The 11,642-nt window shown below is 62.2% G+C and carries 13 protein-coding genes; 9 read left to right on the forward strand and 4 right to left on the reverse strand.

The window, feature by feature from the left end; all coding sequences use genetic code 11:
- Nucleotides 1–39: 39 nt before the first annotated feature.
- From AC1DLT_RS19750 to AC1DLT_RS19770, 5 genes are all read left to right on the forward strand, one after another.
- Nucleotides 40–600, forward strand: coding sequence for a dihydrofolate reductase family protein (locus AC1DLT_RS19750; protein ID WP_477487855.1), 561 nt, complete (start codon nt 40–42; stop codon nt 598–600).
- A gap of 90 nt (nt 601–690) precedes the next feature.
- Complete coding sequence (locus AC1DLT_RS19755) at nt 691–2,481, forward strand: chloride channel protein (RefSeq protein ID WP_477487856.1); 1,791 nt, start codon at nt 691–693, stop codon at nt 2,479–2,481.
- Between the two features lie 72 nt (nt 2,482–2,553).
- Entirely contained in the window at nt 2,554–3,513 is a 960-nt protein-coding gene (locus AC1DLT_RS19760) for an alpha/beta hydrolase family protein (protein WP_477487857.1), read from the forward strand.
- An 85-nt stretch (nt 3,514–3,598) separates the two neighbouring features.
- Nucleotides 3,599–4,036, forward strand: a complete 438-nt coding sequence (locus AC1DLT_RS19765; RefSeq protein WP_477481933.1) for a universal stress protein — start codon at nt 3,599–3,601, stop codon at nt 4,034–4,036.
- Between the two features lie 116 nt (nt 4,037–4,152).
- Nucleotides 4,153–4,404: a hypothetical protein gene (locus tag AC1DLT_RS19770; RefSeq protein ID WP_041364525.1), complete on the forward strand. Its 252-nt coding sequence runs from the start codon at nt 4,153–4,155 to the stop codon at nt 4,402–4,404.
- Nucleotides 4,405–4,648: 244 nt separating this feature from the next.
- On the opposite strand, the gene pdeM is transcribed toward AC1DLT_RS19770, so the two are convergent.
- Nucleotides 4,649–5,389 carry a ligase-associated DNA damage response endonuclease PdeM gene (gene pdeM, locus AC1DLT_RS19775; RefSeq protein WP_293404566.1) on the reverse strand — a complete coding sequence of 247 codons (741 nt, stop codon included), beginning with the start codon at nt 5,387–5,389 and terminating at the stop codon, nt 4,649–4,651.
- A gap of 32 nt (nt 5,390–5,421) precedes the next feature.
- Nucleotides 5,422–7,944, reverse strand: coding sequence for a ligase-associated DNA damage response DEXH box helicase (locus tag AC1DLT_RS19780; protein ID WP_477487858.1), 2,523 nt, complete (start codon nt 7,942–7,944; stop codon nt 5,422–5,424).
- 95 nt (nt 7,945–8,039) lie between these two features.
- Between AC1DLT_RS19780 and AC1DLT_RS19785 the strand changes: the two genes are divergently transcribed.
- Together AC1DLT_RS19785 and AC1DLT_RS19790 are read left to right on the forward strand one after the other, a co-directional pair.
- Nucleotides 8,040–8,540, forward strand: a complete 501-nt coding sequence (locus tag AC1DLT_RS19785) for an RrF2 family transcriptional regulator (RefSeq protein WP_477487859.1) — start codon at nt 8,040–8,042, stop codon at nt 8,538–8,540.
- A gap of 47 nt (nt 8,541–8,587) precedes the next feature.
- Complete coding sequence (locus tag AC1DLT_RS19790) at nt 8,588–9,052, forward strand: carboxymuconolactone decarboxylase family protein (protein WP_477487860.1); 465 nt, start codon at nt 8,588–8,590, stop codon at nt 9,050–9,052.
- Between the two features lie 18 nt (nt 9,053–9,070).
- On the opposite strand, the gene AC1DLT_RS19795 is transcribed toward AC1DLT_RS19790, so the two are convergent.
- Both AC1DLT_RS19795 and AC1DLT_RS19800 read right to left on the reverse strand, forming a co-directional pair.
- On the reverse strand, nt 9,071–9,712 hold the full coding sequence (locus AC1DLT_RS19795) for a YitT family protein (protein ID WP_007767958.1): 642 nt from the start codon (nt 9,710–9,712) through the stop codon (nt 9,071–9,073).
- Nucleotides 9,713–9,817: 105 nt separating this feature from the next.
- Nucleotides 9,818–10,756 carry a class I SAM-dependent DNA methyltransferase gene (locus AC1DLT_RS19800; protein ID WP_477487861.1) on the reverse strand — a complete coding sequence of 313 codons (939 nt, stop codon included), beginning with the start codon at nt 10,754–10,756 and terminating at the stop codon, nt 9,818–9,820.
- A 128-nt stretch (nt 10,757–10,884) separates the two neighbouring features.
- On the opposite strand from AC1DLT_RS19800, the gene AC1DLT_RS19805 reads away from it, so the two are divergent.
- A complete protein-coding gene (locus AC1DLT_RS19805) occupies nt 10,885–11,151 on the forward strand; it encodes a DUF6460 domain-containing protein (protein WP_477487862.1) in 267 nt (88 codons plus the stop codon).
- Between the two features lies 1 nt (nt 11,152).
- The gene (locus tag AC1DLT_RS19810; RefSeq protein WP_477487863.1) at nt 11,153–11,641 is read left to right on the forward strand and encodes a CAP domain-containing protein; all 489 of its coding nucleotides are present in this window, start codon (nt 11,153–11,155) and stop codon (nt 11,639–11,641) included.
- Nucleotide 11,642 lies beyond the last annotated feature (1 nt).

The following is an 11,642-nucleotide window of genomic DNA, read 5'->3' on the forward strand; positions in this document are numbered from 1 at the left end:
TTGCTTTTTGCAACCGGTTTAAACGCGACGGAGGATGACATGAGAAAGCTGGTAGTCTGGAACCTGATGAGTCTCGACGGTTATTTTGAGGGAGAGAAGCCATGGGACCTCGCCTTCCACAACTATGCCTGGGGGCCGGAGCTGGAAAAGCTCTCCGAACAATTCGGCGAGGAAGGTGACCTGCTGGTGTTCGGCCGCAAGACCTATGAGGGCATGGCAGCCTATTGGCCGACCGCCGAGGAAGGCGGCAAGGTCAAGAACTACATGAACAATATCGCCAAGATCGCCGTGTCGAAGACGATAAAGGACGCCGCCTGGAACAATACCCGGGTCGTCAGCGATCCCGTCGCCGAGCTCAACAGGCTGAAGGCCGAGGACGGCAAGACGATCTTCATCTTCGGCAGCGCCGAACTTGTGGCCTCGCTGATGAAAGAAGGCCTCGTCGACGAATACCGGCTCTGCATCGCGCCGGTGGTTCTCGGCTCCGGCAATCCGCTCTTCAAGAAAACCGGGCACCAGAGCGAGCTCAAACTGTTGAGCTCCAGCGCAGCGGCCAACGGCGCGGTGATCCTCACCTACGCGGTGGGCAAGGCGGCCTGACGCCGCAGGCGAAGGGCATCAAGGGATTGATTATTGGCCTGAAGGGATATTTGCGCTAGAGACGCGCCAACTCGTTTCTGCAAGATGTTCATGTTCAGCCGGCTCTCATCCCTCCTGCCCTCCGCCCGGGTTCTTCTCAATCCGGGCCAGCTGCGGGTACTCGTCCGGCGCAGCGAATTCGGGCTCATCGCCGTTGCGGCCCTGGTCGGCGCGCTCTCCGGGCTGGCGATCGCCGGCATGAGTTTCGTCTCCCAGGAAATGCACCGGGCGATCTTCGAACTTGGCGGCGGCGAGAGGCTGAGCTCGGCAACCGATATCAACCGGCTGGCCATTCTGCTCGCACCGATCTGTGGCGGCGCCCTTCTTGGCTTGTTGTTCCTGATCTTGCGGCGCTGGCGCAAGAAGCCGATGGTCGATCCGATCGAGGCGAACGCGCTGCATGGCGGACGCCTGTCCCTGACCGACAGCATCCTCGTCGCGATCCAGAACCTGGTTTCGAACGGTTTTGGCGCGTCCGTCGGGCTGGAGGCTGGATATACGCAGCTCTCTTCCGGAATCGCGTCAAAGATCGGGCTGCTACTGCAATTGCGCCGGTCGGATCTGCGCATCCTCGTCGGCTGCGGTGCGTCCGGCGCGATCGCTGCCGCCTTCAACGCGCCGCTGACAGGTGCCTTTTATGCCTTCGAGCTGATCATCGGCACCTATACGATCATGAGCCTGACGCCGGTCGTCGTCTCCGCGCTGGTCGCGACGATCGTTACCCGGCTGTTCTACGGCGAGGAATTCCTGATCGACGTCGGCGATTTCGGCGCTGTCGTGCCGGCGGATTACCTGCCGGCGATCCTGCTCGGCGCCTTCTGTGCAGGCGGCGGCATCCTGCTCATGAAAGGCGTCACCTTCGTCGAGGAGACGGCGCGCAAGAGCTCGCTTTCCCCGGCCTTCCGGCCGGCGATCGGCGGCATCCTGATCGGGCTCCTGGGGCTGGCCGACCAGCAGGTGATGGCGGCCGGCCATGGCGCGCTGCATCTCAATCTCAGCCAGAACCCGACGATCCCGGCGCTGCTTGCAATCCTGGCGCTGAAATCGCTGGCATCGGCGGTGTCTATCGGTTCCGGCTTTCGTGGCGGCCTATTCTTCGCGTCCCTGTTCATGGGAGCGTTGCTCGGCAAGATCTTCGCCTATTCGGCGCCCCATATTTTCGCCCACGCGACGCTGACGCCGGTCATCTATGCGGTCGTCGGCATGAGCGCGATGGCGGTGGCGGTGATCGGCGGGCCGTTGACCATGACCTTCCTGGCGCTCGAAATCACCGGCGACTTTCCGATCACCGTACTGGCGCTTGCGGCTGTGATCACCTCGTCGCTGACCGTCCGCAACACGTTCGGTTATTCGTTCGCCACCTGGCGCTTCCATCTGCGCGGGGAAAGCATCCGCAGCGCCCATGACATCGGCTGGATCCGCAACCTGACCGTTGAACGGATGATGCGCGCCGACATCCGCACCGCGCCGATTTCCATGAGCATCGAGCAATTCCGCAACGACTTCCCGCTCGGCTCGACCCAGCGCGTCATCCTCGTCGACGATGCGGAGAAATATGCCGGCATGGTGCTTCTGCCGGACATTTACGCGGCGCCGACCGAGGATGCGGCGGAAAAACCGACACTTGCCTCCTTCGTCAAATACAAGAACGACGTGCTGCTGCGATCGATGAACGCCAAGCAGGCGGCGGCGATCTTCGACAGGCTGGAGGCGGAAGCGCTGGCGGTGGTCAACAACCAGGTCGAACGCAAGGTCGTGGGGCAGCTCAGCGAAAGCCACACGCTGCGGCGCTACGCGGAAGAACTCGACCGGCGACGGCGCGAGGTTTCCGGGGAGATCTGAGCCGTCTTCTCCCTTCGGCTAATTGCACCTCGCGAAGCGCGATATATTGTCCCCCTTCCAGGGAGAAGGACGATGGCCAATACGGAATGCGAAGCGCCCGCGGTTCTGGAAAGCGACGGCAGTGCCCGATCGTCGCGTCCCGCCGGGGAGCCGGTCGGCATGGCCTGCCGGGACGGCATCGTTCTCCACGGACACCTCTGGCCGGCCCGGTCCTCCGCCGTCGGCAGCGTCATCGTCAATCCGGCAACCGGGGTGCTCGCCCGTTATTACCACTATTACGCCGACTTCCTGGCCGGCGGAGGTTTCGACGTTCTGACCTACGACTATCGCGGCATCGGCCTCTCGCGCCCCGAAAGCCTGAAAGGATGCGGCTATCGGTGGCGGGAATGGGGCGAGCAGGATTTCGACGCGGCGCTGAGGTTCATGGATGCCATCCGGCCGGGGCAACCGCTCTATGTGGTCGGCCACAGTATCGGCGGTTATCTGCCGGGGCTCTCAGCCAAGGCCGATCGCATCGACCGGATGCTGACCATGGGCGCGCAATATGCCTACTGGCCGGACTATGCCAGCGGCCATCGCCTGCGGCTGTTTCTGAAATGGCACGTGGTGATGCCGGCGCTGACGGCGATATTCGGCTATTTCCCCGGAAAGCGTCTCGGATGGCTGGAGGACCTGCCGGCGGGCGTCGCCAACGAATGGAGTTTTCGCGGGGCACGGATGGAGCTGACCCATCCGGCCAAGGAGCGAAGCGATGTTCTGCGGCGGTTCGAGGCGGTGACGGCGCCTATCCTGGCGGTGACGATATCGGACGACGATATCGGCACCGTGGCGGCGATCCGGCGGACGCTCCATTATTACCGCAATGCCCAGGTGACGCAGGTGCTGCTGAACCCGGAGGATTACGGTCTGGCTGCCATCGGGCATTTCAGCCTGTTCCACTCCCGGCACAGGCAAGGCTTCTGGCAGGATACCGTTCGCTGGCTGCGGGACGGCATCAATCCTTGGTCCGGGCATGGGATTGCATCCTTCTGAGCATGTGGCCGTTGCGGCTTGCTTTGGATCAATGAATAATCCCCGGGGAACTGCGATGATGCCACCAACTTAGAAGGAGGAACAGATGTTCAAACACGTTCTCATTCCGACCGACGGCTCTCCGCTTTCGACCAGTTCGCTGGAAAAGGCACTCGACTTTGCCCACGAAATCGGTGCGGAAGCCACCGTTCTGGTGGTGATGGAGCCGCTACAGGTCTTCACGCTCAATCCGACCGGCATGGAAGTCGCCTATGCGGAATATGACCGGCAGAACAACGAGGCGGCCGACCGCATTCTCGCCGAAGCCAAGGAGGCGGCGAAACAACGGCTGGTCGCCTGCGAAACGGTGAAGCTTGGCAGCGTCGACCCCGCAAGCGCCATCATCGAGACCGCCGGCACCTATAATTGCGACGTCATCGCCATGGCCTCGCACGGCCGCTCCGGCTTCAAGGCTTTCATGCTCGGCAGCGTGACGATGAAGGTGCTGGCACATTCCAAGACGCCGGTGCTGGTTTATCGGTGAGATCTGGTCTACGCCGGCGCTGGCTGCGGATGTTCGTTCAAAACCGGCCGGTCATGCGATGCTTTACACCTTCGATATTGCGGCGCACAATGCTCCCTTGGCCCGGGGGACAGCAAATGATGACCGTATTTGAAGGCCTAAAAGGGGAACTCGCCGCCGGCACGACAGTCTTGGCGCTGGTCGACTACAATGTCACCGAATTTCGCGACGGCGACAGTTGCCGTTATGTCGGGCACGTCCGCACCAAACCGTCCATTCTACGAACTGCACTGAACGCTCCGACCCTCCGGCTCGGCGGTCACCGCATAACCCTCAATGCGGTCGAGCATGAGGATTGGGTATCGTTTCATCTGGACAGGTTTCCTTAGAGCGGAACGCTGGTTGTTGAATCTGGTGAGATCGTAATCGTTGTCAGTCCAGCCTGTTCGGCGTCGTCAGGGCTGTCGATGATGGATGGCATCCGCGTCCGCGCATGTGGTAGGGCGCTTGGACAGGTTTAAACCAAAGCATGTCGCGCAAAAGTGTGCAGCGGTTTTGCGATAACGACATGCGTAAAACAAAGACTTGAAGGGTGTCGAGCGAATCCGAAGGATCGCGGCACGCTTTAGACGGTCAACCGATCAGATTGCCGTAGCGGACCGAATAGATGCGGTCGCGGCCGAGAAGGTGCGCGACCAGAGCCTCGCGGTCGAACAGGCCGTGCATGGCACGATGGCGCAGATCGAGGCCGCCGGCCAGCACGCCGAAGGCCGGCATGAGGAGGCGGTTGCCGTCGCTTGCGAAACACGGGCGGCGGACGGATTTTTCGCGGCGCCGGACGGTGGCCGACGGATGCAGGTGGCCGGCGATCTCGCCTTTGCTCCCGCCTGGCCCGGAAATCAGGCTCGGCTCGTGGCGGAAGACGAGGCCGCCATAAAAGAGTTCGTCAGTGCAGGTGCCGGGCAGGTCGACCGTGCCGTCCGGATCATGGTTGCCGTTGATCCAGATCCAATCGCGGCCCCGCGCCATGGTCGTGATCAGCGAACGCAGGTCGGGGGGAAGATGTTCCGAGCCCTTGCGATCGTGGAAATTGTCGCCGAGCGAGACGACGATCTTCGGATCATAGCGGGCGATGACGGCCGACAGGATGTTGAGCGTGGCGATCGTATCGTAGGGCGGCAGCATCATGCCGCGACGGGCAAAGGCAGCACCCTTTTCCAGATGCAGGTCGGAGACGACGAGCAGGCCGGTCTCGGGCAGGTAAAGGCCTCCGAGCGGATCGCAGACGGCGATGACGCCGTTCACGACGATCTCTTCCGCACCGGTTGCGGCAGGTCCCCCTGTGATCGTTCGCGCCAAAGCGAGGCGGTGCATCAATTCAATGTCTTCCAGTCCAGAATACCGCATCAGCCAAGCGCCTCCGCGATCAGTTCGTCGGCGGCTTCCTGCAGCACCGCGTCATGCGCCTCGCCCGGTACCGGCTCTTTGCCGATCTCCAGCATGATCGGGATGGCGAGCGGCGAAACGTGGTCGAGATCGCGGTGGGTGATGTGCCCCCTGATTCGCGCCAGCATATCGCCTAATCGGGCAAGATCCAAAAGACCGGATGCCGCATCCCGCCGCGTCGCCTCCAAAAGCACGTGATCCGGCTCGTGACTGCGCAGCACGTCGTAGATCAGATCGGTCGAGACGGTGACCTGCCGTCCGGTCTTTTCCTTGCCCGGATGGCGGCGCTCGATCAAGCCGGAAATCACCGCGCAATTGCGGAAGGTGCGCTTCAGCATATAGCTTTCGTCAAGCCAGGCTTCGAGATCGTCGCCGAGCATGTCCTCGTCGAAAAGGTCGGAGAGGCTCAGGCGACCAGCGCGGATCATCGCGCCGATGTCGTTGAGGCCCCAGATGGCCAGCGAATAATCGGTGGCGACGAAACCGAGCGGGTAGGCGCCCATGCGTTCCAGACGGCGTGTCAGCAGCATGCCGAGCGTCTGGTGCGCCAATCGCCCTTCGAAACAATAGGCGATCATGAAGAACCGTTTCCCGCGCGGAAAGGTCTCGATAAGAAGCTCATCCTTGGCCGGCAGCATGGAGCGCTCACGCTGGATGTTCAGCCAGTCGCGGACCTGGTCCGGCAGCACGCCCCAGCGATCGGGATCGGCGAGCATGCCGCGCACCTGGTCGGCGAGATAGGTGGAGAGCGGAAATTTTCCGCCGGCATAGGCGGGGATCTTCGGATCGAGTGAGAAGGCGTTGGAGACCAAGCATTCGTTCTCACGGATGCCCTCGAAACGCAGGACCTTGCCGGCGAACAGAAACGTATCGCCCTGCACCAGCTGTTCGAGAAAATATTCCTCGACCTTGCCGAGCGACATGCCGCCCCGGCCGACCGTACCCTTTGCGTTACGCTTCACCAGCCGGACATTGAGCTCGGTCGCCTCGACGATCGTGCCGAGGTTCAGGCGGTATTGCTGGGCGACGGCCGGGTTGGAGACCCGCCAACGGCCTTCCTTGGTCTTGCGGATCTTGGCGTAGCGCTCATAGGAGCGCAGCGCGTAACCGCCGGTCGCGACGAAATCGACGATGCGCTCGAACATTTCCCAGGAGAGGGTGGCATAGGGCGAGGCGCTGGTAATCTCGTCGTAGAGTTCGACAGGGTCGAAAGGGTCGGCGCAGGCCATGCCGAGCACGTGCTGGGCGAGCACATCGAGCGCGCCCTCGCCGACCGGCGGCGTATCCTGGGCGCCGAGATAGTTGGCGTCGAGCGCCGCCTGGCATTCCATCACCTCGAACCTGTTGGCCGGCACCAGGATTGCCTTCGACGGTTCATCCATCCGGTGGTTGGAACGGCCGATGCGCTGGGCGAGCCGCGAGGCGCCCTTCGGCGCGCCGACATGCACCACGAGATCGACATCGCCCCAGTCCATGCCGAGATCGAGCGTGGAAGTGGCGACGACGGCGCGCAACTTGTTGGCCGCCATGGCGGCCTCGACCTTGCGGCGCTGCCCGGCATCGAGCGAGCCGTGGTGGAGCGCGATCGGAAGGTTATCCTCGTTGATGGTCCAAAGCGTCTGGAACAGCAGCTCCGCCTGGAAGCGGGTATTGACGAAGATCAGCGTCGTCTTGTGGCGCTTGATCTCCTCGTAGACCTCGGGGATCGCGTAGGTGGAGACATGGCCGGACCAGGGGATACGGTCCTCGGTGCGCATGATGGTGATATCGGGCGCGGCACCGCCTGTGACATGCACGAGGCCGGCGGGCTGGGCCGGGTTTTCGCCCTGCGAGACCAGCCAGCGCTGCAGGTCCATGGGATCGGAGACGGTGGCGGACAGGCCGATCGTGCGCATGTGTGGCGCGTGCTTGCGGACGCGGGCGAGGCCGAGCGACAGGAGATGGCCGCGCTTGGAGGTGACCAGCGAATGCAGCTCGTCGAGGACCACGTATTTCAGGTCCTTGAAGAAACGTTCGGCCTCCTTGTTGGCGAGCAGCAGCGCCACCTGTTCCGGAGTGGTCAGCAAGATATCCGGCGGATTGAGCTTCTGGCGCTGGCGTTTGGCCTGCGGCGTGTCGCCGGTGCGGTTCTCGATCGAAATTTCCAGGCCCATTTCGAAGACCGGCTTCATCAGATTGCGCTCGATATCGACCGCGAGCGCCTTCAAAGGCGAAATGTAGAGCGTGTGGATGCCGGTGAAGGCGGAGCCCTGCGGGATCCTGCCGCGCCGCGTCAGATCGGTCAGCGACGGCAGGAAACCGGCGAGCGTCTTGCCGGCGCCGGTCGGGGCGATCAGCAGCATGTTTTCGCCGGATGTGGAGCGCGACAGCAATTCCAACTGATGGGCGCGCGGCTGCCAGCCCTTCTCCGCGAACCATTTCTGGAACGGCCGGGGCAGAAGCGCGGCGTCACGGCCGGAGGAATGGGTTTCGACGATATCCACGCCGCTAAGTTAAGAGAAAGCGCGCGAAAAAGAAGGGGCTTGACGACGTCCCCACAATCGTGGATAAATTTTATCCACGATATGGAGATCAAGCGATGAAACTCGGCGACGGCGTCGAACAGGCGATCCACAGCATCAGCATGATGTCCAGCCTTACCGAAGGCGGGGTCCTGTCGGCCGCGGCGTTGGCGGAATTCCACGGGGTTTCGACCAGCTATCTGCTGAAACATCTGCAGGCGCTTTCCGGCGCCAGGCTGGTGGAAACGGTGCCGGGTCCGAAGGGCGGTTACCGGCTGGCGAAGAAGCCGGCGGAGATCACGCTTCTCGACATCGTGCTCGCCGTCGAAGGACCGGCGCCGGCCTTCCGCTGCGCCGAAATCCGCCAGCGCGGGCCGAACCCGCTGCCGCGCCGCTACTTCACCAGACCCTGCGGCATCAATGCCGCAATGCTGAAGGCCGAAAAGGCCTATCGCGCCGAACTCGCCAAGGTGACGATCGCCGACATCCTGGCGGACCTCAACGCAACCGACGACGGCGGCATCGCCGCGCGCGGCTGCGCCTTCCTGGAAATCAATGAACGCAGAACCGCCCGGTAACCGGGCCATAGGCACGCCGAAGGCGGCCAAACCCCAAGGAGAAGAACATGCAGCCTCGTCTGAATTTCGCCAAAGCCTCCGAAGAGGCCTACAAGGCCGTACTCGCCCTGGAAACCTATGTTCAGAAATCCGGCCTAGAACGCCGCTTTATCCATCTGATCAAGCTCAGGGCCTCGATCATCAATCATTGCGCCTATTGCATCGACATGCACGTCAAGGAAAGCCGTCACGACGGCCTCTCCGAGCAATGGATCAACCTGATGAGCGCCTGGGAGGAATCGCCGATCTATGACGAAAAGGAACGAGCCCTTCTGACATGGGTGGATTCGGTCACTAGGGTTGCCGAAACTCATGTCCCGGACAGCGCCTACGAGAAACTGCAGGCGCATTTCACCGAAGAGGAAATGACGAAGATCACGGTGGCGATCGGCGCCATCAACGTCTGGAACCGGCTCTGCGTCGGCTTCCGCGCCATGCACCCGGTCGACAAGCCGGCCAGCCAGGCCGCCTGAGCGAACCTCCCGCCTCGATCACCGCGCGACGATATACCGGTCGGAGCGGTGATTGATGGCGAGCACAAGATTGAGCACGACGGCGCCCAGCACCGACCATGCGACGGTGATGGGCGAAACCACGGCAAAGGCGCAGAGCATGACGCAAAGATCGAAGGCGAGCTGGATGAGGCCTGCCTGGATGCCGAAGCGCTCCTGGATATAGATCGCCAGGATGCCGACGCCGCCGAGCGAGGCGCGGTGGCGATAAAGCCCGAGCAGGCCGTAACCGAGCACCAGTCCGCCGAGAAGGGCTGCCCAGAACGGGTGCAGGTACTGGATCAGGAAAAAATGGCTTTCCACCTCGGTGATGACCGAGACCAGCGCGATGGCGATGAAGGTTTTCAGCGAGAAGGCGAGGCCGAGGCGCTTGAACGACAGATAATAGAACGGCAGGTTGACGATGAAGAACAGCAGGCCGAACGAAATGCCGAACGCATAATGAAGCAGGAAGGCGACGCCCGCCGTGCCGCCGGTCAGAAGGCCGACCTCGTTCAAGAAATAGAAGCCGAGCGCCGACACCATGGCGCCGATGAACAGGCCTTGCCCATCTTCCAGCAGCGTGTGTTGTGCCGGATCGGCGCTGTAAAATCCGAGACCGCGCCTCTGCTGCTCAGCCAATTTGAACCCCTCAGGTTTTCAGTGATATTGCACTGCAATAAAACCGTCGGCAAGGGTCTTCAAGCGATCATCGGCGGGCACTGAAAAAAGCAAGAAACGGCAGGTTCAGCCGCGCTTTCGCGACAGAAACAGAATGCCATGGACGGGTTTTCCGGCATCCATGCGAATGACGGTGTTTTCCACCTTGAGCAAATCAAGGCCGAAGCGGGAAAGCAGCATGCGGATGTAAGCTTGCGAATGGGCGTAACGCAGGGAATCCCGCAGCCCGAAACCAGCCCCCTCGCCCGCATCCTCCACCGAGAACGCGAAGAGGCCAGCCTGCGACAACAGCTCAAGCACCAGCGGGAAGACGGTTTCGAGCGAGCCCAGATACATCAGCACGTCGGCCGCGGAGACCAGATCGGCGCGGTGGGCCGCCAGGTCGCCGAAGAGGCCGGATTCGTTCGATGCGAGACTGAGGTCGGACTGGCCGAGATGGTCGTAAAGGCCCTTGGCCCGCGCCTTGGCGAGCATGTTGGTTGAAAGATCGAAACCTTCAAGGCGCTCGGTCCTGCCACGGATTTCGGCACCGAACAGGCCGGTACCGCAGCCGAGATCGACCGTATTGCGGAAAGGTCCGTGCGGTGTGACCAGCGCCGCCAGCTTGCCGGGCACGGAATAGCCCAGCTTTTCCACCAGAGCCGTGTCGAACCGGTCGGCATAGTCATCGAACAGGCCTTCGACGTAACGGCTCGGCGGCCGGTCGGGCGTCTGCTCTGCCCCGATCAGCGCGAGCTTCAGGCCGGCACCAAAAACATCGTCCGGCCGCAGGGTCAAGGTCTGACGGTAGGCGTCCGCGGCCGTGCCGAGACCAGCCTTGTCGCGATATTCGCCGAGCCGGAACCAGCCGGCGGCCCAGCCGGGCGTCAGTTCGAGCGCCTGTTCGACCAGCTCCGCCGCAGCCGCGAAATCTCCGCCCTCCCCCAGCATGCGGGCGTAATCGGCGCGGCGATCGGCGGTGGCATCGCCCGAGGAGAATTGGCTGGAAAACGGGCTGGGCGACATGGATGATCCTCGGAGGTGGAGGTTCTTTGCCGAAGCCACAAAAAAACTCAAGTTCTATCTGAGGGGAAACGCTTGCGGTGGCAACGGCTGCCGACTATCTCTCTTTTGCAATTTGGAGAAGGACAAGGATGGCGGACGGGGTCAACAAGTTCCTGGGCGATACGCCGGCTCGCACGATCGTCAAGCTGATCGTGGTGTGCCTGATTGTCGGTTTCGTTTTACATATCTGGGGTTTCAGGCCACAGACAATTTTGGGTGACATTCGAGAATTTTTCCAAAATATTGTGAGTCAGGGTTTCCAAGCATTTGGCGATGTTGGGACCTACCTTGTGCTCGGCGCGATCATCGTCATTCCGATCTTCGTCATCCTGCGCCTGATGAGCTACCGCCGCTGACATGACTTCACTGATCAAACCTTCGCGGCGGGACCTTCTCGTCTTTTCCGGCATGGCGCTGGTGCTTGCCGGCTGTTCCACCACATCAGTCCTGACGCCGACGGCCGGCGCCGAGGACGAGACCCAGGCCGCACTTCCGATGGTCAACAAGCTGCGGCAGAGCCGCGGCCTGTCCACGCTGACGCTCGACATGCCGGCGCGCAAGGCGGCGGCCCGCCAGGCGGTTCGTATGGCGAAAGCCAACGAAATGAAGCACCTGATCGGTTTCGGCGACGATTTTGGCGCCCGGATGAAGAGCAATGACGTGGCGCTGCCGGCAGCCGAAAACATCGCCAGCGGGCAGGATACGGTCGCGGCCGCCGTTCAGGCCTGGATCGATTCGCCGAAACATCTCGAAAACATGCTCGGCTCCTACCGGGGGCTCGGGGTTGCCATGGCACGCACCTCCACTGGCGCCCGGCCCTATTGGGCCATGGTCCTTTCCGGCTGAC

The organism is Neorhizobium sp. 05N33, assembly GCF_056397445.1.

Coding starts and splice junctions, on each gene's coding strand:
- AC1DLT_RS19750 (WP_477487855.1), top strand. CDS start 40: ATGAGAAAGCTGGTAGTCTGGAACCTGATGAGTCTCGACGGTTATTTT.
- AC1DLT_RS19755 (WP_477487856.1), top strand. CDS start 691: ATGTTCAGCCGGCTCTCATCCCTCCTGCCCTCCGCCCGGGTTCTTCTC.
- AC1DLT_RS19760 (WP_477487857.1), top strand. CDS start 2,554: ATGGCCAATACGGAATGCGAAGCGCCCGCGGTTCTGGAAAGCGACGGC.
- AC1DLT_RS19765 (WP_477481933.1), top strand. CDS start 3,599: ATGTTCAAACACGTTCTCATTCCGACCGACGGCTCTCCGCTTTCGACC.
- AC1DLT_RS19770 (WP_041364525.1), top strand. CDS start 4,153: ATGATGACCGTATTTGAAGGCCTAAAAGGGGAACTCGCCGCCGGCACG.
- pdeM (WP_293404566.1), bottom strand. CDS start 5,389: ATGCACCGCCTCGCTTTGGCGCGAACGATCACAGGGGGACCTGCCGCA.
- AC1DLT_RS19785 (WP_477487859.1), top strand. CDS start 8,040: ATGAAACTCGGCGACGGCGTCGAACAGGCGATCCACAGCATCAGCATG.
- AC1DLT_RS19790 (WP_477487860.1), top strand. CDS start 8,588: ATGCAGCCTCGTCTGAATTTCGCCAAAGCCTCCGAAGAGGCCTACAAG.
- AC1DLT_RS19800 (WP_477487861.1), bottom strand. CDS start 10,756: ATGTCGCCCAGCCCGTTTTCCAGCCAATTCTCCTCGGGCGATGCCACC.
- AC1DLT_RS19805 (WP_477487862.1), top strand. CDS start 10,885: ATGGCGGACGGGGTCAACAAGTTCCTGGGCGATACGCCGGCTCGCACG.
- AC1DLT_RS19810 (WP_477487863.1), top strand. CDS start 11,153: ATGACTTCACTGATCAAACCTTCGCGGCGGGACCTTCTCGTCTTTTCC.